The organism is Zhongshania sp., assembly GCF_047636175.1.
GTDB lineage: Bacteria > Pseudomonadota > Gammaproteobacteria > Pseudomonadales > Spongiibacteraceae > Spongiibacter.
Genome location: NZ_JBLIKC010000029.1, coordinates 1 through 24,048, shown reverse-complemented (window position 1 = coordinate 24,048; position 24,048 = coordinate 1). Strand labels below are relative to the sequence as shown.

Below are 24,048 nucleotides of genomic sequence, written 5' to 3'. Positions count from 1 at the left end.
GATGGTGCGAATTAACGCACAATGCCGCGTTGAGATTGTTTCAATGAATCTACCAACAATTGCACTTCGGGGAACTCAGCAGAAATAGGTGCTAACGCCATCAACGCTTCTTCTACCGTTTTGTTCTGACGATAAATGATTTTATAAGCGCGGCGTATAGCAGCAATAGCGTCCGCAGTAAAACCGCGACGCTTTAAGCCTTCGCTATTAATGGTTTTTGCTTGCGCGGGTGTACCACTCACGGTCACATAGGCGGGGACATCTTTACTAATCCCGCAACCAAACCCGGCAAAACTGTGAGCACCAATATGACAAAACTGATGAACAAGGGTGAAGCCGCTTAAGATAGCCCAATCGCCAACAACCACATGACCGGCGAGTGCTGCATTATTAACGAGAATACAGTTGTCTCCGATCACTGAATCATGACCGACATGCACATAAGCCATTAGTAAATTCTTATTACCTATAATGGTCTTACCGAGATCTTGAATGGTACCGCGGTGAATAGTGACGCCTTCACGAATCACATTATCGTCGCCGATAATTAGCTCCGTGGCTTCACCCTTGTACTTTAAATCAGGGGTATCATCACCAATAGTCGAAAACTGGTAGATACGATTATTCTTACCAATTTTTGTTGGCCCCATCAGCACAACGTGAGAGCGAATATCAGAGCCTTCACCGATCTCTACGCCTGCACCAACTATTGTCCAAGGGCCCACTTTTACACCCGCGGCGATTACCGCGCTCGGGTCAATAATCGCGCGAGGATCAACCACTGCGGATGAATGAATATTATCTGTCACTATCAACGCTGCCGATCAATGCACAAGATGGTTGCCGAACAGGCCAGTTTATCGTCAACGAATGCCTGGCAATTGAATTTCCACAACCCTCTGCTATCGGAGACGTATTGCGCCTTCAACACTAGCTGATCGCCAGGAACTACTTGACGTTTAAAACGCGCCTTATCTACACCGGCAAACATATAGATTGACCCTTCTGAAGGCTTTTTATCCAGTGTTTTAAAGCCTAAAATACCTGCTGCCTGAGCCATTGCCTCAATGATTAACACACCCGGCATAATCGGCAAATCCGGAAAGTGGCCATTAAAAAAGTCTTCATTTCCAGTCACGTTCTTTATAGCAACGATAGATTCGCCGAGTGTTAACTCTAACACTCGATCGACCAGCAAGAACGGAAAACGTTGCGGTAGGTATTCCTTTATTTGATTAATGTCCATCAGCATGTCTCAGCCTTCACCCTCGTGATTATTCTTTAATTGCTTTTCTGAAAGAGCCAAACGTAAATAAAGCTACCTAAATCGCGCGGCGGTTTTTTTCGTACAGCAAAATAAGTCGCTGCGAACGTCCCTGAGTAAAACCCAGGCTACAAAATCAACTTAGCAATCCAAGCCGGCACCGCATTAGAAACGTCTGCAACACTTGCAATACGCGACCAATAAAGACACTACCCTTGTTCAGTAGAACTATTGCTGCATCTTTGGCTGTATCCACCATCTCCAAGAACTGCGACAGATTAAGACGGGCAAGATACTTTAGAAGCTAAATTCAAACACAGTATTTGTGAAAAAGTTTAACCAGGAAATTCCACGCTACTCAATGAGACTATGTCCGCAAGGAGATTCCTGACTGTCTTTTAAAACCAAGTTATTAGACAGCCAAGCACTAAGCGAGACTAAACGCTCTCGCTTAGATATTTACCTACTTTGTTTGATTCAATTTGTCTGCGACTTTTGCCGTGATATCGAAGCTAACATCAGCATGCAGCACCTGCTTACGCGGCAGCAGCAAACCAATATTTTCTGCTTTGATCAGGTCTGGCAAAATCTTCTGCAATTTTGGTCCCAGCTCTTGAAGAATAGACTGAGCTTCCTGCTGATTTGACGCCTCTATTTTACGAGCAAGGTGCTCGCCATCATCTCGAGCGGTATCAATTTTATTTTTAGTTGCCAGACGTTGCTCGGCGCTCAAAATATCGAAATCACGCTGAAACTGCTCAACCTGCTTGTCATAATTCTTCTTCAATGCCTCTAGTTCAGAAACATTTTTTTTGTATTCTGCTTGATTGCGCATAGCCGTCAAACGCTTCTTTGCGACATCGGTATTAAGCACCGCAGCCTCAACATCAAAAACTGCGACTCGGCCTTCTGCCATAGTGCCGCAAGCCCACAATACCATTACTGCCGCCGCGATAACTTTGGAAAACTTCATATACAACTCCTACTGATTATTGTGTTAATAATTAAATTCTTTCAAACAGGGTTTAAAAACTACGCCCTAATGAGAATTGGAATATTTCTTCTTCATCAATCTTTTCAGCGTTCAGCGCTCTACCGAGACTAAAGGTCAACGGACCAAAACCAGTGATCCAGGTTACACCAACACCAGCAGACGTTCGCAAACCTGAAATCTCAGGAGTTGAGCAATTAATCTGAGTAGAACCGCACTGGGTGCTAAATACATTACCTGCATCAAAAAACAAACCACTGCGGACAGAACGTTGATCTTTCACAAAAGGAAGGGGAAATAGTAATTCTATACTGCCCTCTACTAGCACATTGCCACCGAAGGGGTCTGGGTCACGAGTGAAGCTATTGGCGTTATCCACCACCAACAAACCGGTCGCAGGATCTAAAATATAAGCCCCTTGTGCCGACAGTGCCAACGCATTGCCCGAAGAATCTATGGCCGTAGCTGCCTGGCTAATTCGATAAATATCGGCAATAGAGCTACGGGGACCTAAAGTATTAGCTTGATAACCCCGCACCGAGCCAAAACCGCCCGCGTAGAAATTCTCGTAGAACGGCAGATTTTCTAGCTCACCATAGCCATCACCATAGCCCAACTGAGTTCTGAATCTCAGGGTAAAACTATTAGTAATAGGAACGTATATCTGCCCTTCATAGCCTAGCTTGAAATACTCTAGGTCAGAGCCTGGCACCGCCACTTGTAAAGACAAAGATTGCGCGGCACCGCGAGTCGCTAACAAACCGCGGTTTAGAGTTGATTGCCGCCAAGAAATACCGGCGGTGACGTTATCAAACTCTTCGCCATATTTATCTAAAAACCCTTCTTCGCCGCTATCAACTAAGGCATTGGCGGGCAAATTATTAATATTCTCGAGCACCTCGGCCACATTGTAAGTCCCGGTTACGGGATCTAGCTGACTCACAAAATAGTTGTCGATAATATCTAATAAGCGCGGGCTACTCTTGATCTCTTTTACTGCGCTCAGACCCGCATCGATTGAAGTCCGATTTACACCAAGATCGAAACCAAGACGCTCAGTTTCAGAAATAGGGTAGCCAAAATTAACGCTGGCGCCGTAAGTGTCGGAGGTATAACTGGCGACGTTAATTTCTTCAAAATCGGTAGCGCGGTAAAAGACAGAAAAACCGCGACTCACACCATCTTCTGTGAAATAGGGATCAAGATAATTAAAATTAGCACTGCTCGCAAAGTTACTGCGGGAAATGCCGAAACCAACTTGTTTACCGGTACCAAAGAAATTGTTTTGCTGGATATTAGCGCTGAGCAGCAGACCACTATCCTGCGAGAAACCAACACTTGCACCGAGACTACCAGAGCTTTGCTCCTCAACTTCATAGCGCAGATCGATCAAGTCATCGGTACCCGGAACTTCTAAAGTATCCACTTTGGCTTCTTTAAAATAACCAAGACGCTCCAAACGAATACGCGACAATTCAATTTTATCTGCCGACGCAGGCGCACTTTCAATCTGACGCATCTCTCGACGCAAGACTTCGTCAGAGGTTCGCGCATTGCCTTCAAAATCAATGCGTCGGACATAGGTGCGTTTGCCGGGGTCAATAAAGAATTTTATATCTACGGTTTTGTTTTCTTCATTGGTCTCAGGAATGCCGCGGACTTTTGCAAAATTATAGCCTTCGTTGCCTAAGCGTTTGGTAATAAACTCTTCTGAACTGGTTACCAAAGCCTGTGAGAAAACCTGGCCTTCCTGCACTAAAACGAAGCGCTTTAAGTCGACTTCTGGCAACACTAAGTCACCCGATAGCTCTGCGCTGCTGATGGTATATTTTTCACCTTCAATGACATTTACGGTGATAAATACAGACTTTCGATCAGGACTAATAGCAACTTGAACCGAGTCCGAGTTAAATAATAGATAGCCGCGATCTAGGTAATAGGAATTGAGCTTCTCTAAATCGCCTTTGAGCTTCTCGCGAGAATACTTATCACTACTACTGAAAAAGGAAAATAAACCGCCTGTTTTTAACTCAAACAAATCTAAGAGGGTGTCGTCGTCGTAAATCGCGTTGCCAACAATATTGATGTGTTCGATGGTCGCGTTACTGCCTTCATCAATATTGATACTGACCGAAACACGGTTGCGCGGCTCAGCGACAACATCGGTTTCAATACTAGCGTCATAGCGGCCCTGAGAAACGTACTGCCGAGTCAGCTCCATTTTCATGCCGTCCAGCGTGGACCGCTTAAAAACCTGGCCTTCAGCAAGCCCTGAATTTTTCAAACCATCCAGAAGCGCTTCAGTAGCAAGCGCTTTGTTGCCCTCTAAATTAATAATGCTGATAGCGGGGCGCTCAACGACTTTCACCACCAGTATGTCACCATCTATACCAATCTGGATATCGTCGAAGTTGCCCGTGGCAAACAGCGCCCTAGAGGCGTTTGCTACGCTACGAGTACTGACTAAGTCGCCAATACTTATTGGCAAAGCGGAGAACACCGTCTCCGACGATATTCGCTGTAGGCCTTCTACGCGAATATCTGAAATTGGCAGTGAATTTTGGGCAACAGCGAAAACACTCACCGACCACAGGAAAAAACTAAGTGCTAAAAAGCGTTTCATCAACAGCTAAAAACCAAGGCTTTGTGCCAACGCCAAATCAAAACTGACGCCACCACTGTGTAAGATTAAAAGTATCGCATTATCTTAAAGACTAAAGGCGCAACACATCGTTATATATAGCAAAAACCATCAAGCATACTACTAGTACCAAGCCCGTCTGATTAGCCCACATCTGTACCTGTTCTGCCACCGGCTTACCGGTGAGCCACTCTACCAGAGCGTAAACAATATGCCCGCCATCCAATACCGGAATTGGTAATAAGTTTAAAACGGCAAGGCTGACACTCAACAATGCCAAAAACGTCAGCCATGCAAAAAACCCGTACTGCACTGAAGAGCCCGCCACTTTAGCAATGGTTATCGGCCCACTCAAGTTTTTCGGCGATAACAGACCCATCAACATCTTTTTTATTGACGAAAAAGTAAGAGCGGTCATCGTCCAGGTTTTGTCAACCGCCGCAACAGCCGCGCCAATAAACCCGTATTCCGTCATTCTCTGCATTTCCTCAGGCCAAGAGGGCATTGCAACACCCACCCCAACATAGCCATATACCTGAGATCCCTCATCGACCTTGCGTTCTGGCGTCATTGTGAGCATGACGCGCTGATTGTCACGTTCAACTGTCACCGAAACCTCTTGTTCCGGCTTTTGCCTTACCTGTTCCACCCATTCCAACCAAGTGTTAATACGCTGACCATCCGTCTCAAGAACCAAATCTCCAGCACGCAGCCCCGCGCGCTCGGCAGGGCTTTCCGGCATGACTGTTTCTATTCTTGGAATCACTTCCGGCACAAATAAGGTCACGCCCAACTCGCGCACCGGATTTGGCTCTTCTACGTCATGCATCCAATCAGTCAACGTCACTACTTTTTCACTCACCAGACCTGTGTCAGATGAGCGCATATTGACTAGGATTTCCCCGTTCTCCCCAATGCGATCCAGAAGCTGTAACTGCAGAGCTTCCCATGTGGGAGTCGCCTTGCCGTCAACGGACAAAAACTCTTGGCCGGCAATAATACCAGCCCTCTCGGCCAGAGAACCTGCTTCAACCTTGGCAACGATTGGCGTAACACCGCCAACGCCATTTAAGAAGATCAACCAATAGACCAGAATAGCCAGAATAAAGTTTGCCAAGGGCCCCGCCGCCGCAATGGCAATCCGCGAACGGGGTGTTGCTCGATTAAACGTTTGATCTAGCAACTCTTCAGGAACATTGCCCTCGCGCTCATCCAACATTTTAACGTAGCCACCCAGCGGAATACCGGCGATAACATATTCGGTACCACTGCGGTCAGACCAAGATAGCAAAGGTTTGCCAAATCCCACGGAAAACCGCAAGACTTTGACGCCACAACGCCGCGCGACCCAAAAATGGCCGAATTCGTGGACTGCTACCAAGATGGCTAAGGTTAACAGTGTCACTAATATCGTTTGTAATATGTCCAACAAATTCTTCGCCCCACATCATGCTAACGGTCAGCCTATTCAAAACCACTGAGCCGTATCGATTATCAATTAAATCAAGGCTTTCTCTGCAATAATTGCCACTGCCAAAACACGAGACTTGCTATCCGCTTGTTGGACATCCGCGAGTGATTGCGGTTCAACAATTTCCAGCTTCAACATAACCTGTTCTATAACCGTGGCAATATCGACAAACGCCAAGCGCCCATCAAGAAATGCTTCAACAGCAATCTCATTCGCCGCATTCAACACTGCTGGCGCTGTTCCGCCCCGCACTGCGGCTTCACGCGCAAGCCGCAAACACGGAAAGCGACGTTCGTCTGGCGCCTCAAAATCTAAACGCGCCTGACTAATAATATCTAGAGCCCCAACCCCGGACACAATTCGCTCCGGCCACGCCAAAGCATGCGCAATAGGCGTACGCATATCGGGATTACCTAGCTGCGCCAATACCGAGCCGTCAATATACTCAACCATCGAGTGAATAACACTCTGGGGATGAACAATAATATCAATATTCGAGGGGGCAGTATCAAATAACCAACAAGCTTCAATCAGCTCTAGGCCTTTATTCATCATAGTTGCTGAATCAACAGATATTTTACGACCCATTGACCAGTTTGGGTGCGCACATGCCTGATCCGGTGTCACACCAGCTAAGTCTGCCAAGGCTGTGGTTCGAAAAGGCCCGCCTGAACCGGTCAGCAAAATGCGTCGGACGCCATTTTTAAAAGGACTGCCCTGAGCGCTCCCCACCTGATTTTGGGGTGGCAAGCATTGAAAAATCGCATTGTGCTCGCTATCTATCGGCAATAAAATCGCGCCGTGACGCTCGACGGCGTCCATAAACAGCGGCCCAGCCATCACTAAAGCTTCTTTATTGGCTAATAAAACCTTTTTACCCGCTTCAACCGCCGCCATGGTTGGCAGTAAACCCGCTGCCCCCACAATCGCCGCCATCGTCGCGTCAGCCTCACGCGCCACTGCACACAGGCCATCTACCCCACCAAGCACCTCGGCACTCAGACCGGCAGAGGCAAGTCGATCGGCAAAAGGCTTAACAAGAGCAGTATCAGCCAATACCGCATAGCGTGGAGAAAACACTTCAATCTGTTCAAACAAGGTGTCTAGATTGCGATTAGCAGTTAACGCATAAACGCAATAACGCTCAGGATGACGCGCCAAAACTTCTAATGTGCTGACACCTATAGAGCCGGTAGAGCCCAGCACAGTAACTGACTGCATCAGGCCCATCCCGTCGCCATCAAACCCAAGGCAAAGACCGGTGCCGCGGCCGTAATACTGTCTATACGGTCCATTATTCCGCCATGCCCCGGCAACAGGTGGCCACTGTCTTTAATACCGCGATGGCGCTTGACCATACTTTCCAATAAATCTCCTAAGACCGAGGCCAAAACGGTCACTATCACAAGACAGATCAAGGGCAATAACCCGATAGGTATTGCTCCCGGCGACATCCGCGCCAAGACAACCCAGAGCAAAGCAGACAGTAAAGTACTTGATGCCAAGCCACCCCAAAAGCCCGCCCAAGATTTTCCTGGACTCACCGCAGGGGCAAGCTTGGCTTTTCCAAAAGCGCGACCCACAAAATAAGCACCAATATCAGCTGAAGCAACGAGGGCTATTACGAGTACGATCAACCACACCCCGCCGCTTAAACTTCTTAAATAACAAAGGGCCAGCCACGCCGGCACCACAACCAGAAAGCCCATTAAGGCCCTCATCCACAGCGAACCCCAAAGCCCCGCACTTAAAGGGTAAGACTTAACCCAAAGCAACGCGATAGCCCACCAAAGACTGGCTGCAACAACAATATCCTTGACCTCCGCCTGATCTACACTGCCCAGCAAATCTGTCTTCCACCCAGCGACCGCCATCAACAGGGCGCATGCTGCGACATAGCAAAAGCGGGATATTTTACTAGAGAAGCCGGTCATATCTGACCACTCCCATGCAGCCAGCAACACAACAAGCGCAAACACTGCCGACAACGCAGGCAGAGACAAATAAGCCAGTGCCGCCGATAGCGTGGCTACGATCAACACCCCGGTGATGACCCGCTGCTTTAACATAAACTGATTCCTTTATTCGGGCGTTTCTGCATTATTATCATTATCTCGACCGCCAAATCGCCGCTCTCGAAACGCATAGGCATCGAGCGCCTTATCTAACTCTTCTGAGTTAAAATCAGGCCAAAAACAATCTGTAAAATATAATTCGCTATAAGCTAACTGCCACAGCATAAAATTACTAATTCGCTGCTCGCCGGCAGTGCGAATACAAAGATCTGGCTTGGCAACATCTGCAAGTGCAAGATGACGGCCAAATAACTCGACACTAAATTCATCAGTGCTGAGCTCGCCAGCTTTAACTTTTTCTGCCAATACTTTAGCCGCGCTAACAATGTCCCACTGGCCACCGTAATCAACCGCGATGACCAACTGCGTGTCTCGATTAAAACGGGTTAACTGCTCGCTATAGTCCATTTGCTTGCGCAGCGCCGCTGAAAATTGGCTGCGCTCACCAATAAACCGCATTCGCACGCCATCGGTATGTAGCTGCTTGGTTTCACTATAGAGATAACTTGAAAATAGCCGCATTAAGGCTTGAACTTCGAGGGTTGGCCGCCGCCAATTTTCGCTAGAGAACGCGAATAAAGTAACAATTTCCACGCCGCGCGCTCGGGTTTGTTTTAATAGCGGACGAATCACCTCGACGCCGGCGCGATGGCCCGCGGACGACTTCAAACCCTGTTGTTTAGCCCAGCGATTGTTGCCGTCCATAATAATGGCAACATGGCGGGGAACACTCTTAGGCGCGGAATCCCGCGTTGTTACTGGCATTTAAACAATTCAGCTCAGCGCTCAAATTTCCATCAGGTCGGCTTCTTTCGCCGCCAGTGCTTTATCAACTTCAGCAATATACTGATCGGTGATTTTCTGCACATCATCCTGCGCGCGACGCTCTTCGTCTTCGCTGATTTCTTTCTCTTTTAACAAGTCTTTCAGGTCAGACAGCACATCGCGACGTGCATTGCGAATTGATACCCGCACGCTTTCCGCTTCTTGCCTAGCCTGCTTGATATAACCTTTGCGAGTTTCTTGGGTCAGCATAGCCATTGGGATACGGATCACGCTGCCGGCAGAGCTAGGATTCAAACCCAGATCTGACTTCATAATCGCCTTTTCAATATCGGGAACAATATTCTTTTCCCAAGGCGTTACGGTCAATGTTCTTGAGTCTTCGACCCCTATATTAGCTAATTGCGATAGCGGCGTATCAGTACCGTAGTAGGACACCCGCAAGCCATCTAATAGGCTAGGATGCGCGCGACCGGTACGAATTTTATTGAAATTAGTTCCCAAGGCCTCGATAGTCTTGGCCATACGCTGCTTAGCGTCTTCCTTCAAATCATCTATCACGACGTTTCTCCTCACGTGTTGCGGCGGCACCAACCAGAGTCCCCTCTTCGCCTCCCACCACAATATTCAATAAAGCCCCTTGCTGCTCCATCGCAAAAACCCGCAGCGGCATATTATGGTCACGACACAAGCAAATCGCGGTCAAGTCCATAACTTCGAGCTTTTTATTCAACACTTCATCGTAGCTGAGATAATCATACTTTACAGCATCGGGATCGAGCATGGGATCTGCACTGTAAACACCGTCTACTTTTGTTGCCTTCAAAACTAAATCCGCATCAACCTCAATACCACGCAAGCACGCTGCAGAGTCGGTTGTAAAAAACGGATTACCTGTACCGGCGGCAAAAATAACCACTTCACCACGGGACAAGGCGCGAATCGCCTTGCGACGATCATAGTGATCAACAACACCACTCATTGGAATCGCAGACATCACCGAAGATTTTATATTACTACGCTCTAGCGCATCGCGAAGCGCCAAGGCGTTCATTACTGTAGCCAACATACCCATATGATCGCCGGTAACACGATCTAGGCCCGCAGTTTGCAGTGCCGCACCACGGAACAAATTCCCGCCGCCAACCACTAGACCAACCTGCACACCGATACCAACCAGTTGACCAACTTCAAGCGCCATACGGTCTAACACCTTAGGATCAATACCAAATCCCAGGCCACCCATCAAAGCCTCACCGCTTAGTTTAAGCAGTATGCGCTTGTATTTCTTATCTCGAGCTTGGCTAGACATTTTTCCTACCTCACCACATTACACGATATTATCAAGACACCTGCATATCGCTTAAAGTAAAGCGGGGCCCGCAGGCCCCGCTAACATTAGTGGCTTAGCCTTTCAGCTGAGCAGCCACCTCGGCGGCAAAGTCTACTTCTTCTTTCTCGATACCTTCGCCCACTTCAAAACGCAAAAATGTTTGAATGTCGGCATTGCTGTTTTTCAGCAACTTGCCCACGGTGAGCTCAGGATCTTTAACAAACGCCTGATCAACCAGAGAGCTTTCAGACAAGAATTTGCGAATCCGGCCTTCAATCATCTTTTCAATGATCTCAGGTGGCTTGCCACTCTCGGCTGCCTGCGCTGTAAAGATTTCACGCTCTTTGGTGATTTCTTCTTCAGGCATATCAGCAGATTTAGCAACCCGGGGATTTACTGCAGCAACGTGCATGGCAACATCGCGTGCCAAATCAGAATCGCCGCCTTTCAATGCAACCAATACCGCAATACGGTTATTAGAATGCACATAGCCATCAACTACGCCATCTTCTGCGCTAACAACTAATGAGCGACGCACGGAAATATTCTCACCGATTTTTTGAACCAGGGCTTCACGTGCAGACTCTAGCTCGCCACTCATCAACTCAGCAACATCAGTCGACTTATTGGCGAAAGCTTTATCAACTATTTGGGCAACAAATGCCAAGAAGGTGACATCACGCGCAACAAAATCTGTCTCGCTGTTCACTTCAACCGCAACACCGTAGCTGCCATCTTCTGCAATTTTAATGCTAACAACGCCATCGGCCGCAGTACGACCCGCTTTTTTAGCTGCCTTAAGACCGCTAGACTTGCGCATTTCTTCAATTGCCAATTCGATATCGCCATTGGCGTCATTAAGTGCTTTTTTGCACTCCATCATGCCAAGACCAGTACGATCGCGTAATTCTTTTACCATTGATGCTGTTACAGCCATCCTAAAATCCTCTTAATTACCTTAAGCGTGTTAACTCAAGCTCGAGATCAGACACAAAAACCGGCGTCTGCTCAGTCAATATCCAAAAAAAGGGGGCCTTGCCCCCTTTCGCAGACTGCTTAGCGGGCCAATTTACTCGGCGGCGCTTTCGCCTTCTGGTGCAACTTCAACAAACTCGTCTTTAGCAACAAGTTCATTGGCAGCTGCACTAATAGCAACATCGGCAATGGCAGTGACATATAATTTAATAGCGCGAATTGCGTCATCATTACCTGGAATAACAAAATCTACGCCATCTGGGTTGCTGTTAGTGTCAACGATACCGAACACTGGAATACCCAGTTTGTTAGCTTCTTGGATAGCAATACGCTCGTGATCTACATCGATAACGAACAGCGCATCAGGCAAACCAGACATATCTTTAATACCGCCAATGGAGCGCTCTAGCTTCTCCATATCACGGCGACGCATCAGCGCTTCTTTCTTAGTCAGCTTATCAAACGTACCGTCTAAGCTCTGTGCTTCCAGCTCACGCAAGCGACGCACAGATTGACGAATAGTTTTGTAGTTAGTGAGCATACCGCCCAACCAACGATGACTTACAAAAGGCATGCCAGCGCGGGCAGCTTGTTCGCCGATAATCTTACTTGCAGCACGCTTAGTACCAACAAATAAGATTTTGTTCTTATTAGCGGCCATTATAGCAATGGCATCCAAGGCACTGTTTAATGCAGGAACGGTGTGCTCGAGGTTAATAATGTGGATCTTGTTACGCGCACCAAAAATGTATGGTGCCATTTTTGGATTCCAATAACGGGTCTGGTGACCAAAGTGAACGCCGGCTTGCAGCATTTCACGCATACTTACATGAGACATGACTTTTCCTTAATAAACATCGGGTTACAAACTTGCAGAGATCCCATAATCCAACCCCAACTCATGCTGAAGCACCCGGGATTACGTGCCGATTTCTGCGCGTCATTAATCCGATAATAGCTCGAGCCATTATCGGGGCGCATATTTATACCACAGAGCCCCTATCACATAAAGTATAAACCGCTTTTGAGGGTAAAATACCGCGATGTCTTCGCTACCCATAAAGCGATGGTTTACAATAGCCTGCTTTGAATCGCCAGATGACGCTGCAAACCGGTAAAACCCTATGAATGTAAGCATTAAAACGCCAGACGAAATTGCCGCCATGCGTATTGCCGGCCGACTCGGCGCCGACGTATTAGAAATGATCACCCCTTATGTCAAGCCGGGCATCAGCACTGGCGAGCTAGATCAAATTTGTCATGATTATATAGTTAACGTGCAAAAAGCCATCCCTGCGCCACTAAATTACAATGGCTTCCCCAAATCTGTGTGCACCTCGGTGAATGAAGTCATTTGTCACGGTATTCCATCAGACAAAAAAATACTCAAGGATGGCGACATCTTAAATATTGATGTCACCGTAATAAAGGATGGCTGGCACGGTGACACTAACCGCATGTATTACGTCGGCACGGTTCCTGAGCATGCCAGGCGCCTATGCGAAGTCACTCAGGAGTGCTTATATCAAGCGATTGCGCTGGTTAAGCCCGGCTGCACACTTAGCGACATTGGCACCATTATCGCCAAGCATGCGCGCGGCAAACACTACAGCGTTGTAGAAGAGTACTGCGGACACGGCATCGGTCTTGTATTCCACGAAGATCCGCAGGTACTGCATTATGGCGAAGGCTATAACCGTCGCAATGATCTCGTGTTAAAAGAAGGCATGACTTTCACCATTGAACCGATGATCAATGCGGGGAAAAAACAAACCAAACTCAATACCAAAGATGGCTGGACCGTTACCACACGAGACCGCCGACTGTCGGCACAATGGGAACACACCATGGTCGTCACCGCGGACGGTGTCGAAGTCCTTACTGCCCGTCCTGATGAACCTTTCTATCGAGAGCTATAATGAGTCAATCTGCACTCCCGGACATCCATGCGCTGGCGCAGCCCGGTGAGTCCGTAAAGACTTACAAAAATTATCTGAAAACGCTGGCCAGCGATCTAAAAACCAGTTTCGAGGCCGGTGAAAACATTCGCACCCTCGTCACACTGCGTTCACAGCGTATAGACGAATTATTGCAGGGCATTTGGCAAAGCTACCAGTGGGGCGACGATATAAGCCTAATCGCCGTCGGTGGCTATGGTCGGGGCGAGTTACACCCCTACTCCGACATCGACCTGCTGATACTCACCAGCGACGACTGCGTGGATTACCGCGACAATATCGAGAACCTCATCACACTACTCTGGGACATTAACTTAGAGATTGGTCATAGTGTTCGCAGTATGAGTGAATGCTGCCAAACCGCCGCTGACGACATCACGGTAGCCACCAACTTGATGGAATCGCGCACCCTGGCCGGCAACCCCGCGCTACGCAGCGAGTTAATGACCAAGGTCGGCCCCGACAACATCTGGCCAAGCAGCGATTTTTTCCGCGCAAAATGGGACGAGCAAATATCCCGCCACCGCAAATATGCCAACTCCGAATACAACCTAGAACCCAATGTTAAGAGCTCTCCCGGCGGCCTACGTGATATTCAAATGATCGGCTGGGTTGTTAAACGTCATTTCGGCGCCCAATCTATCGATGAACTAGTAGAGCGCCAATTCCTGAGCAAGGAAGAGCTGGACACACTCAAGGATGGCCAGGACTTTTTGTGGAAGATGCGATTTGCCCTGCATCTATTAGCGGGACGCGAAGAAGATCGGCTAGTATTTGATCACCAACGCACCCTAGCCGCGCAATTTGGCTTTACTGACGGCGACGGCAAGCTCGCCGTAGAGCAATTTATGCAGCAGTATTATCGCTGGGCAATGCATCTTGGCGAACTTAACGATGTGTTAATGCAGCACTTCGACGAAACCATATTGCGGGCTTGCGAGGCAGAGACTGTCTTCGAAATTAATAGCCGCTTCCGGGTACGCAACGGCCACATTGAAGCTTGTAATGCCAAGGTATTCAGCAAAACCCCCTCCGCGCTGATGGAAATCTTTGTATTAATGGCGAGTAATGACGCCATTGATGGAGTGCGCGCGAGCACGATTCGGCTGATTCGAAAATCTCATCATCTTATCAATGATAGCTTTCGCGCCAACCCCAAAAATAAACGCTACTTCCTAGAATTGCTGCGCTCACCACAAAGAGTCGCGCTAAGCCTTCGCCGCATGAAGCGCTTTGGCATACTCGACAAATTCATTCCGGCCTTTGCCGGTATTGTCGGTCAAATGCAGCACGATCTTTTCCATATTTACTCAGTCGATGCGCACACCTTAGAGCTAATTAAAAATATAAGCCGCTTCCGTTATCCAAGCATGGTGGAAACCTACCCGATGGCCTGCAGAATTATGCAGCGCCTACCTAAACCCGAACTATTGTATTTAGCCGGTTTATTTCACGATATCGCCAAAGGCCGCGGCGGCGACCACTCCAGCCTAGGCGCAGTTGATGCGCGGGAATTTTGCGCACACCTGGGCCTCAATAAACGCGATGGCAATCTGGTAGCGTGGCTAGTAGAAAAACACCTAGAAATGTCCTCAGTATCGCAGCGCAAAGATATTCAAGATCCCGAGGTCATTCGGGAATTCGCCTTAACTATGGGCGATATACAACACCTAGATTATTTATTCTGCCTCACCGTCGCTGACATTAACGCAACCAACCCCACACTGTGGACATCGTGGCGCGCATCATTAATGCGCCAACTATACGCTGAAACCAGACGGGCCTTGCGCCGAGGTTTAGAAAACCCTATCGACAAACAGGAATGGATTGCCGAAACTCAGCTCGGCGCCATTGAAAAGCTCGAGGACTATGGCTTTACTGAGACAGAAATTCGCGAACTGTGGGCCGACACCGGCGAAGATTATTTTATTCGCGAACAGATCGACGACATCGTTTGGCACACCCGCGCCATTGCTGATCGCGTAAAAGCCAATGCTGCCGTGGTACTGATTAAAGAAGGCGGTCTGCTGGACCACGCTGGCGTTAGCCAAATATTTGTTCACACGCACGCGCGGGTGGGCTTATTTGCCCAGCTCGCAGAGGCCATGGAACAGCTAGACCTAAGCATCCAAGACGCCCGCATTTATAATAGTGGCACTGGCTATACGCTGGACACATTCTATGTGCTGGATGCAGATGGTGAGTCCATTGGCGACAACCCAAACCGCATCGCACATATTATTGAGTTTATGCGTGAACATTTAGAAAACCCTGAGGACTTCTCTGCAGCCAGTCGACGCACACCGCGCCAGATGCGCCTATTTTCCACGCCAACCAGAACCAGCATGACTACAGATTTAAATAAAGCGCAGACCGTATTGGAAGTTATCACGCCCGACAGGCCTGGTTTGCTGGCACATTTAGCGCGTATTTTTAATCAATTTCATATCCAACTTCAGAACGCAAAAATTGCCACGCTCGGCGAGCGGGTAGAGGATGTGTTTTTTATTACCGATGAGAATCAACAGCCCATCGACGACCCCAAAATTTGCGAAGAGATACAGCAGGCAATCTGTCGTGAACTAGATGAGAAGGCGAGTAGAAAAGTCCTATGAATCCACATTTAAGCGCGCTGCACGCCTACCCATTTGAAAAACTACGACTGCTATTTGAAGATCTATCTGCACCGTCACTGACACCCATCGCGCTGTCAATTGGCGAGCCAAAACATCAATCGCCCAAGTTTGTAAGCGAAGCAATTAGCCAAAACTTAGACAAATTAAGCAACTACCCCACCACCAAGGGCATCCCTGAATTACGCCAGGCGATATCAAAGTGGGCTTGCAAGCGCTTTGGTCTAAGCCAACTCAATCCCGACACCCAGATACTACCCGTCAATGGCACCCGTGAAGCCTTATTCGCCTTCGCACAAACGGTGATCAGCCCAACGCCAGAGGCCTTGGTGTGCAGCCCCAATCCCTTCTACCAAATTTATGAAGGCGCAGCTTTACTCGCAGGAGCCACACCGGAATTTCTTGCATGTCGGCCTGAGAATGGGTTTATCCCCGACTTTGACATCGTCAGCCCTGACATTTGGAAACGCTGCCAACTGCTATACATTTGCACACCGGGAAACCCTAGCGGCGCTGTGATGAGCTGCCAACAGATGCAAAAGCTAATCGCTCTTGCAGATCAATACGACTTTATCATTGCCAGCGACGAATGTTATTCCGAGCTCTATTTTGACGAAGGCTCGCCGCCGCCGGGATTGCTGCAAGCCTGCGACGAATTAGGTCGCAGTAACTACCAGCGCTGCGTGGTATTTCACAGCCTATCAAAACGCTCAAACCTACCTGGCTTAAGATCTGGCTTTGTCGCCGGCGATGCAGACATACTCAATGACTTTTTGCTATACCGCACCTATCACGGCTGCGCCATGCCCATTCAACATCAACTTGCTAGTGCTGCTGCGTGGCAGGATGAAGAGCACGTCAAAGCCAATCGGGTTTTGTACCGGCAAAAATTCAATGAGGTTCTCGACATCTTTGATGGCTGCCTCGATGTCAGTCTTCCCGAAGCGTCTTTTTATCTTTGGGCTAAAACCCCAATAGCCGACACCGAGTTTGCACGCGGCTTGTTTGAGCAGCAGCATGTCACAGTATTACCAGGCAGCTATTTATCCCGGGAAGTCGATGGCTTTAATCCCGGCGCCAACTATGTGCGCATGGCACTGGTTGCCGAACCGGAGCAATGCGCGGAAGGTGCACGGCGCATTAAAGCTTATGTTCAAAGCCTTAAAAATACCGCAAGGACCGATCAAAGCCAATGCTAAAAAAAGAGCGAGCGGCTTATATTGCTCAGCGTCTGCAAGAGCTCTATCCAGATCAACCGATCCCGCTGGACCATAAAGATCCTTACACTCTACTGGTGGCAGTGTTACTTTCGGCGCAGTGCACCGATGCTCGAGTTAATCAAATCACCCCTGCGCTGTTTGAGTTGGCTGACAACCCCTTTGATATGGCTAAGCAAAACGTGGAAATTATTCGGGCTATCATTCGCCCCTGTGGTCTCTCGCCACAGAAGTCCAGCGCCATCAAACGCCTGTCAGAAATCTTGGTTGAAAAATATAATGGCGTCGTCCCGCAAAGCATGGCCGCCTTAGAAACCCTGCCCGGCGTCGGTCACAAAACCTCCAGTGTGGTGATGTCCCAAGCCTTTGGCGTGCCCGCCTTCGCGGTCGACACCCACATTCATCGCCTGGCACAACGCTGGGGACTCACCAACGGTAAAAACGTGGTGCAAACAGAGAAAGACCTAAAATCGCTGTTCCCCAAGGATCGTTGGATCGCTCTGCACCTACAAATTATTTTTTATGGCCGGGAGTATTGCAGCGCTAGAGGCTGTGATGGCAGGGTCTGTGAAATTTGCACCACCTGCTATCCGCGTCGCCGCAATCCCAAGATAGTTCACAAGCCTTAGCAGGACTTAAAAATAGCTGACGCATCATGACAAGGCAGTCCTAGCAAAAACACCGCGCGAATCGCCAACAAGGTATTGAGTAGGCCGCTGCCAAGCAGCAGAAGCGAAGTGCCGAGTAGTAGTGCGGTAATGGGCACAATTAAAGGTAACATGCATATTTAAATGCAATGAATGTACCAAATCATAAGCAGGTGTCGACTCGGTTCAACCACAAGTGCCGTGATCCGGGCCGGAGAATTTGCTATCCTTGGCGACCGAAATTTTCCGCCTGTCCTCAGCAACAAGAGAAGACTGATGAGCACCAAACTATACGGCATCAAAAATTGCGATACCGTCCGCGCCGCTAGACGCTGGCTGGAATCACACGACGTTGATTTCGCCTTCCAGGATGTACGCGACACACCACTCAAGGCCGAGCAGCTCACAACATGGCTGCAACGACTCGGCCTCGATGCACTGGTCAATAAACGCAGTACCACATGGAAACAGCTGTCTGAAGAGCAACGTCATACTTTAAGTGAAGACAGTGCAGTTGCATTGCTTCTTGAACATCCGACGCTAATGAAACGTCCCTTATTGGACACCGGTAGCGCTCTACATCTGGGCTTTAAAGCCGCCGACTATCAATCGCTATTCACCCATCACACCCTTTAAATCAATAAACGAGACGCAACAATGACTCAAGCATCTTTCGCATTCGGTCTTGGCCTTGGCACTCAAAATAGCAAAGGCGAGTGGCTAGACACGTTTTACCCAAGCCCACTATTAAATCCTACTGCAGAACTTATTAAGGCAGTACAAACGGTCATTGCCCCATTACAGGGCAATACCGCTATTGCAGTGACTAGTGAGGAAATGGCACAAATTGCCGATGCTATCGCGGCAAGCGACAGCGCTGCGCAAGCCACTATTGCCGCACAGCTAGCCAGCGGCAATCAGCCCCTAGTCATCACTTTATTAAGCAGCGACGATGCCCCCGGATCCGTGCCCGAAGGCTATTTAAAACTCCACTTATTGTCGCACCGCCTTGTTAAGCCCCACAGCATCAATCTCACTGGCTTATTCGGCGTTTTACCGAATGTCGCGTGGACCAACTTGGGCGCGGTCGATATTGGCGAGCTAGCAGATCGTCAGCTCCAAGCCCGTCTAAAAGGCGAGCTACTGGAAGTGATGTCGGTAGATAAATTTCCAAAAATGACCAACTACGTTGTGCCGGCAGGTGTTCGTATTGCCCACACCGCGCGGGTTCGTCTAGGTGCTTATCTAGGCGAAGGCACAACTATTATGCACGAGGGCTTCGTCAACTTTAACGCCGGCACTGAAGGCCCAGGCATGATTGAAGGTCGAATTTCGGCCGGTGTGATGGTAGGTTCCGGTTCCGATCTCGGGGGTGGCTGTTCCACCATGGGCACACTGTCAGGCGGAAATAATATTATTATTTCGGTTGGCAAAGAATGTCTGATCGGTGCCAATGCCGGTGTCGGCATTCCGCTGGGAGATCGCTGTACTATTGAAGCCGGTCTTTATATTACTGCAGGCTCAGTAATCACCATGATAGACGCAGACGGCGCTTCAGCTGGCACGACCAAAGCCCGCGATTTATCTGGCCAATCTGACTTACTATTTCGCCGCAATTCTAAGAACGGCGCCATTGAAGTATTAACAAATAGGTCTGCCATCGCTCTGAACGAGATGTTGCACGCCCACAACTAATCTGTTTTTTATAGCTATGCGCCCTGTCCTCGCAGGGCGTTACTTTCTCAGCTGGTCAACTCCTCGCCGCTAAACTACTCTATTAACAGGTATCCATTTGCTAGTAGTGATGGGCTAGAAACGAGTAGCCGACAGATTTCTCAGGAGAGTGATATGGAGTTTCAGATTGCCGGCGTTTTAGGATTTCTGATTTTTATCGCCGACATTTGGGCCATTCTCAATATTGTAGAAAGCAGAGAAACTTCGGCCAGCAAATTACTCTGGATCTTACTAATACTATTCCTCCCCTTCCTTGGCCTGCTAGTTTGGTGGTTTGCCGGCCCGCGCGAACGCGCCTAAGGTCGCTCTTCTAATTCTGTCATTCGAGTTCACTATTGCTATGATAAATTTTGCGCCTGATTTGTAATTCAGCCTGAGTCATATCGTGGTATTTTGGGGTGGCTGATTACCGCAGCACTCGGGCCTGCAACTTGCGACTAGTTGTCTAGGCTTTTCAGATAGCTTGTCAGTTGTGGTTAATATCATCGGAGGTAGGAATGACGAAATCGTTGGATGCTTATCGCAAGTCTTTGTGGCCGCTGCCTCAACAAACCAAAACCACTGCCGGAAAAATGCGGCGTCTGGGCGTCGAGATAGAATTTACCGGCATGGGAATAGACGCCATTGTCGATGTCATTTTTTCCCTGTATGGAGGAAAAGCGGAGGCTATATCCGATTACGAAATCAATGTGGTCGACTCATCGCTAGGTACCTTTGGCGTTGAGCTTGATTTTTCCTACATCAAACGTATCAGTAGAGAGCGCCGTGAAGCCACCGACAACAGCGATCTGGAAGAGCTGGCCGAGGCCATTGTCGGCGCGATTGCCAAGCAACTGGTGCCCTTTGAAGTGGTCGCCCCGCCCATCGCCATGGACGAACTATGGCAACTAGACACACTATTTCAAAAGCTGCGCGACGCCGGCGCACAAGGCACCCACGGATCGGCAAAAAATGCCTTTGGACTGCAGTTAAACCCAGAGATGCCAGACTGCAGTGCAGATACCATTCGTGATTATCTACGCGCCTTCTTGTGTCTTTACGACTGGTTAAAAATGCGCTGTGACGTTGATTTTAGTCGTCGTCTAACGTCCTACGTCGACCCCTTTGGTAAAGATTATGTAAAGTTGCTCCTGCGGGAAGACTATCAACCCGACATTGGCCAACTAATCGACGATTACCTAGAATACAATCCCACCCGCAACCGCGCACTGGATATGCTGCCGCTGTTCTCTCATATTGATGATAAGAGACTTCGTCGCAAGGTTCAGGATGACCGGGTAAAACCGCGTCCCACTCTTCACTATCGGCTGCCAAACAGCCTGATCGATGACCTGCAATGGGGTCTGATTCATCCCTACCGCGACTGGCTGCAGGTCGATAATTTAGCGATGGACAAAAGGCGACTGGATGCGGTCTGTCATGCTTATCGACAGTATCTCGACAAGCCTACCGCCAATCTTTTCACCAACTGGGCCAACAGCGTAAGCGGTTGGCTAATACCGGAGTTGCTGTGAACAAACCTCTGATTGGCGTCACCGGCGACGACACCCGACTACCGCTTGCATGGTGGTTCATTCGCTGGGCGCTATGGCGCAGTGGCGCCATAGCTTATCGGCTGACACCACAGCGCTGCAAAATTCCAAGCGAACTCGACGGTATTATCATCAGTGGCGGCGACGATATTGATCAGCGTCTGTATATGCCTGACGCACCCGAAACCGCACCCATCAATCGCGAGCGCGACCGTTTTGAAATGCTAGCCCTAGAGCAAAGCCTCGCCAAAGACTTACCCATTCTTGGCATCTGCCGAGGCGCGCAACTTTTTAATATTGTACTCGGTGGCACACTGCATACCGACTTGCGGGACCATCGCCATCTTACATCCAATAAGCGCATGCTCATCCCCCGAAAATCCCTAAGGGTAGATCCCCAAAGTTCGCTATACAAAATACTCGGCAGTGAACATTGCCACATCAATAGTCTTCACCACCAAGCGATTGATAAATTAGGTGAGGGCTTACAAGTGACCGGACGCGATGCCGACAACATCATTCAAGCCGTAGAAGCCCCAGACCACCGCTGTCGAATTGGCGTGCAGTGGCATCCGGAATATCTTCCGCTCCAAGCATGCCAATTACATATTTTTAAACACCTCGTCACGAGCAGTACACAGTGATCAGCCAATACCTACTGACGTTTGCCGTCGCGTTTGGCGCAGCCACATTATTGCCCTTCTATTCTGAAATTTTACTAATAACGCAACTCAACGCGGGCCTGCACCCTGCTTGGTTATGGCTGGCAGCGACCGCCGGCAATACTCTGGGCGCCGGAGTAAACTGGTGGATGGGTATGAAACTGAGCCAGTATTCAGATCGCCGCTGGTTTCCTGCCCGCAAGTCAGATCTCCTGCGCGCCCAAAACTGGTTTAAGCGCTATGGAAAATGGACCTTGCTGATGTCGTGGATGCCCATAGGAGGCGATGCACTCACTGTAGTGGGTGGCATTATGCGCATTCCTGCCACGCCATTTTTCATCCTCGTCGCTATTGGCAAGGGTCTGCGTTACGCCATTGTTATTGCTGGCGTCAGTGCGATGTAAACCAGCGTACAATAGCCCTCCCTGACCGTAAGCGAATCTAAAAATATGGCACTGAACGCAACACTCTTTAAGACCACACTAGATATCAGTGATATGCGCCGCCACTACTACCAGCGCCATCAGTTCACCGTGGCCCGTCACCCCTCCGAAACTGATGAGCGTATGATGTTGCGCATTTTGGCTTTTGCCTTATACGCCGACGAACACCTTGAGTTCACCAAGGGATTAAGCACCGACGACGAACCGGATTTATGGCTGAAATCACTGACTGGCGAAATCGATTTATGGATAGAGATGGGGCTCCCCAGCGAAAAGCGAGTTCGCAAAGCCCGAGGCATTGCCAAGCAGGTGATTATCTTTATTTATGGCGGTCGGACCGCCGAAATGTGGTGGGAGGAGCATCGCAGCAAAATCATTCAACACGGCAATGTCAAAATTATCGAGGTCAGCTTAGATGACTCCGCAGCATTAAAGAACATTGCCCAGCGCACCATGAAGCTGCAGTGCACCATCGACGAAGATTCCCTGTGGTGTTCAGACGCCGAGAACAATATTGAAATTAAACTCAGGGAACACTGCTAGTCGGTAGTACTATTTTTCCATAGCATAGTGCGCTATTACGGCTATAGTCATAAGTCCAACGGCGCACTATGGGATGTAGATCGAAACGTTTCAAGTAATCACGCAAGACGCCATTAGCCGCAAACTCCAATCGCGCTTATTCCACGTACAAGGGCGCGATACGTTCAACTCTGAGGTCGTTATGAAAATTCAAGCACGTCTTATCACCCGCGTTGCCGCTATGCTCGGTGCCACCTTGTTGCTTGGCGCCTGCAGCACCCCGCAACTTGGCGTTAGCAGTGGTAAGTTTCAAGCTTGCTCCTTTGCACCCCATTGCGTATCGAGCACAGAAAGCGATCCCAAAAAATATATTGCGCCGATTGAGGTTAACACTGCACAGGAATGGCAGCGCTTACAAGCACTGGTATTAGCAATGCCGCGCACCAAGATCGCGGTACGGGAGGTTAACTACCTTCATGCTGTTACCAGCACAGACATCATGGGCTACAAAGACGACGTGGAATTATTATATACACCCGCTAAAAATGCGGTAGATATTCGCAGTTCATCACGCGTTGGCTATTACGACTTTGGCATCAACAGGGCAAGGCTAGAGCAATTGCGCAGCCAACTAAACGGCGTAAGCTCGGGGCAAGAACAGTAATTCCTGATACCTAAATCCGCTGCGCTAGCTAGGGAGTAGCGACTAGCATAGCGCAGCGTTTAGGCTTGTAAAATTATTCTCAGCCAAAGTGATTAAAGCATGCCTTCGCTGTGCAGATAAGATAAATTGCCCGGGCTGTGCAAGACGTTGATCAGCCATCAGCGTCAAATTATCCAAGAAATCTTGATCTGCTTGCAGCAGAGCAGTACGCATCTCCAGTAATTCTAGTAAACCCGCGACCTTCGGCGTATTGCTCGCCGTAACAATAAACGGCGTTCCCAAAAAAGCCGCAGCAATGCTGTGATGGAAACGGCCAGAGACTAGCAGGGCGGCATTGGCGATACACTCCAGCCACGCCTGTTCAGTGTCGGCAACGCACAGCTCAAACTGGCCAGCCGCTTTGCGCTGCATCCACTGCACAAAAACAACATCATCGGCCGCCAAAAATGCACTGGCGCCGATCAATAATTTAATACTATATCCGCTGGCCAGCCGCTGCTGTA

Annotated in this window: 26 protein-coding genes; 12 read left to right on the top strand and 14 right to left on the bottom strand. The window is 49.0% G+C overall.

Features of this window, described 5'->3' with window-relative positions; translation table 11 throughout:
* Nucleotides 1–11: 11 nt before the first annotated feature.
* The 12 genes from lpxA to rpsB form a co-directional block, all read right to left on the bottom strand.
* Nucleotides 12–815, bottom strand: coding sequence for an acyl-ACP--UDP-N-acetylglucosamine O-acyltransferase (lpxA, locus tag ACI955_RS15145; protein ID WP_415244580.1), 804 nt, complete (start codon nt 813–815; stop codon nt 12–14).
* Nucleotides 812–1,249, bottom strand: coding sequence for a 3-hydroxyacyl-ACP dehydratase FabZ (fabZ, locus tag ACI955_RS15140; protein WP_415244593.1), 438 nt, complete (start codon nt 1,247–1,249; stop codon nt 812–814). The genes lpxA and fabZ overlap by 4 nt, the downstream gene beginning before the upstream one ends.
* A 478-nt stretch (nt 1,250–1,727) precedes the next feature.
* Entirely contained in the window at nt 1,728–2,237 is a 510-nt protein-coding gene (locus ACI955_RS15135) for an OmpH family outer membrane protein (protein WP_415244579.1), read from the bottom strand.
* Between the two features lie 52 nt (nt 2,238–2,289).
* Nucleotides 2,290–4,878, bottom strand: a complete 2,589-nt coding sequence (gene bamA, locus ACI955_RS15130; protein ID WP_415244578.1) for an outer membrane protein assembly factor BamA — start codon at nt 4,876–4,878, stop codon at nt 2,290–2,292.
* 91 nt (nt 4,879–4,969) lie between these two features.
* Nucleotides 4,970–6,328 carry an RIP metalloprotease RseP gene (rseP, locus tag ACI955_RS15125; RefSeq protein WP_415244577.1) on the bottom strand — a complete coding sequence of 453 codons (1,359 nt, stop codon included), beginning with the start codon at nt 6,326–6,328 and terminating at the stop codon, nt 4,970–4,972.
* 66 nt (nt 6,329–6,394) lie between these two features.
* Nucleotides 6,395–7,588 carry a 1-deoxy-D-xylulose-5-phosphate reductoisomerase gene (ispC, locus tag ACI955_RS15120; RefSeq protein WP_415244576.1) on the bottom strand — a complete coding sequence of 398 codons (1,194 nt, stop codon included), beginning with the start codon at nt 7,586–7,588 and terminating at the stop codon, nt 6,395–6,397.
* Nucleotides 7,588–8,436: a phosphatidate cytidylyltransferase gene (locus ACI955_RS15115; protein WP_415244575.1), complete on the bottom strand. Its 849-nt coding sequence runs from the start codon at nt 8,434–8,436 to the stop codon at nt 7,588–7,590. Before ACI955_RS15115 ends, ispC begins: the two co-directional genes overlap by 1 nt.
* A 12-nt stretch (nt 8,437–8,448) precedes the next feature.
* Nucleotides 8,449–9,207: a polyprenyl diphosphate synthase gene (gene uppS, locus ACI955_RS15110; RefSeq protein ID WP_415244574.1), complete on the bottom strand. Its 759-nt coding sequence runs from the start codon at nt 9,205–9,207 to the stop codon at nt 8,449–8,451.
* Between the two features lie 21 nt (nt 9,208–9,228).
* On the bottom strand, nt 9,229–9,786 hold the full coding sequence (gene frr / locus ACI955_RS15105) for a ribosome recycling factor (RefSeq protein ID WP_368376502.1): 558 nt from the start codon (nt 9,784–9,786) through the stop codon (nt 9,229–9,231).
* Entirely contained in the window at nt 9,776–10,537 is a 762-nt protein-coding gene (gene pyrH, locus ACI955_RS15100) for a UMP kinase (protein WP_368376503.1), read from the bottom strand. The genes frr and pyrH overlap by 11 nt, the downstream gene beginning before the upstream one ends.
* A gap of 94 nt (nt 10,538–10,631) precedes the next feature.
* Complete coding sequence (tsf, locus tag ACI955_RS15095; RefSeq protein ID WP_415244573.1) at nt 10,632–11,495, bottom strand: translation elongation factor Ts; 864 nt, start codon at nt 11,493–11,495, stop codon at nt 10,632–10,634.
* A 132-nt stretch (nt 11,496–11,627) separates the two neighbouring features.
* Nucleotides 11,628–12,371: a 30S ribosomal protein S2 gene (gene rpsB, locus ACI955_RS15090; protein ID WP_368376505.1), complete on the bottom strand. Its 744-nt coding sequence runs from the start codon at nt 12,369–12,371 to the stop codon at nt 11,628–11,630.
* Between the two features lie 286 nt (nt 12,372–12,657).
* On the opposite strand from rpsB, the gene map reads away from it, so the two are divergent.
* The 4 genes from map to nth are packed head-to-tail and all read left to right on the top strand — an operon-like array spanning nt 12,658 to nt 17,970.
* Nucleotides 12,658–13,452 carry a type I methionyl aminopeptidase gene (gene map / locus ACI955_RS15085; RefSeq protein WP_415244572.1) on the top strand — a complete coding sequence of 265 codons (795 nt, stop codon included), beginning with the start codon at nt 12,658–12,660 and terminating at the stop codon, nt 13,450–13,452.
* The gene (gene glnD, locus ACI955_RS15080) at nt 13,452–16,106 is read left to right on the top strand and encodes a [protein-PII] uridylyltransferase (RefSeq protein WP_415244571.1); all 2,655 of its coding nucleotides are present in this window, start codon (nt 13,452–13,454) and stop codon (nt 16,104–16,106) included. The genes map and glnD overlap by 1 nt, the downstream gene beginning before the upstream one ends.
* Complete coding sequence (dapC, locus tag ACI955_RS15075; protein WP_415244570.1) at nt 16,103–17,323, top strand: succinyldiaminopimelate transaminase; 1,221 nt, start codon at nt 16,103–16,105, stop codon at nt 17,321–17,323. The genes glnD and dapC overlap by 4 nt, the downstream gene beginning before the upstream one ends.
* Complete coding sequence (nth, locus tag ACI955_RS15070; RefSeq protein WP_415244569.1) at nt 17,317–17,970, top strand: endonuclease III; 654 nt, start codon at nt 17,317–17,319, stop codon at nt 17,968–17,970. Before dapC ends, nth begins: the two co-directional genes overlap by 7 nt.
* Here nth and ACI955_RS15065 read toward each other — a convergent pair.
* A complete protein-coding gene (locus ACI955_RS15065) occupies nt 17,967–18,122 on the bottom strand; it encodes a hypothetical protein (RefSeq protein ID WP_415244568.1) in 156 nt (51 codons plus the stop codon). The two genes, nth and ACI955_RS15065, sit on opposite strands and share 4 nt — an antisense overlap.
* 142 nt (nt 18,123–18,264) lie before the next feature.
* Between ACI955_RS15065 and ACI955_RS15060 the strand changes: the two genes are divergently transcribed.
* The 8 genes from ACI955_RS15060 (at nt 18,265) to ACI955_RS15025 (ending at nt 23,545) form a co-directional block, all read left to right on the top strand.
* Nucleotides 18,265–18,624: an ArsC family reductase gene (locus tag ACI955_RS15060; protein ID WP_415244567.1), complete on the top strand. Its 360-nt coding sequence runs from the start codon at nt 18,265–18,267 to the stop codon at nt 18,622–18,624.
* A gap of 21 nt (nt 18,625–18,645) precedes the next feature.
* The gene (gene dapD, locus ACI955_RS15055) at nt 18,646–19,683 is read left to right on the top strand and encodes a 2,3,4,5-tetrahydropyridine-2,6-dicarboxylate N-succinyltransferase (protein ID WP_415244566.1); all 1,038 of its coding nucleotides are present in this window, start codon (nt 18,646–18,648) and stop codon (nt 19,681–19,683) included.
* A 153-nt stretch (nt 19,684–19,836) separates the two neighbouring features.
* The gene (locus tag ACI955_RS15050; RefSeq protein WP_415244565.1) at nt 19,837–20,022 is read left to right on the top strand and encodes a PLDc N-terminal domain-containing protein; all 186 of its coding nucleotides are present in this window, start codon (nt 19,837–19,839) and stop codon (nt 20,020–20,022) included.
* A 197-nt stretch (nt 20,023–20,219) separates the two neighbouring features.
* Nucleotides 20,220–21,236, top strand: a complete 1,017-nt coding sequence (locus tag ACI955_RS15045) for an amidoligase family protein (RefSeq protein WP_415244564.1) — start codon at nt 20,220–20,222, stop codon at nt 21,234–21,236.
* Entirely contained in the window at nt 21,233–21,898 is a 666-nt protein-coding gene (locus ACI955_RS15040; RefSeq protein WP_415244563.1) for a gamma-glutamyl-gamma-aminobutyrate hydrolase family protein, read from the top strand. The genes ACI955_RS15045 and ACI955_RS15040 overlap by 4 nt, the downstream gene beginning before the upstream one ends.
* Complete coding sequence (locus ACI955_RS15035) at nt 21,895–22,320, top strand: YqaA family protein (RefSeq protein ID WP_415244562.1); 426 nt, start codon at nt 21,895–21,897, stop codon at nt 22,318–22,320. Before ACI955_RS15040 ends, ACI955_RS15035 begins: the two co-directional genes overlap by 4 nt.
* A 45-nt stretch (nt 22,321–22,365) precedes the next feature.
* Complete coding sequence (locus tag ACI955_RS15030) at nt 22,366–22,902, top strand: YaeQ family protein (RefSeq protein WP_415244561.1); 537 nt, start codon at nt 22,366–22,368, stop codon at nt 22,900–22,902.
* 181 nt (nt 22,903–23,083) lie between these two features.
* A complete protein-coding gene (locus tag ACI955_RS15025) occupies nt 23,084–23,545 on the top strand; it encodes a DUF1499 domain-containing protein (RefSeq protein ID WP_415244560.1) in 462 nt (153 codons plus the stop codon).
* Between the two features lie 42 nt (nt 23,546–23,587).
* On the opposite strand, the gene ACI955_RS15020 is transcribed toward ACI955_RS15025, so the two are convergent.
* The coding region (locus ACI955_RS15020) for a polysaccharide pyruvyl transferase family protein (protein WP_415244559.1) at nt 23,588–24,048 on the bottom strand (461 nt) is incomplete at its 5' end.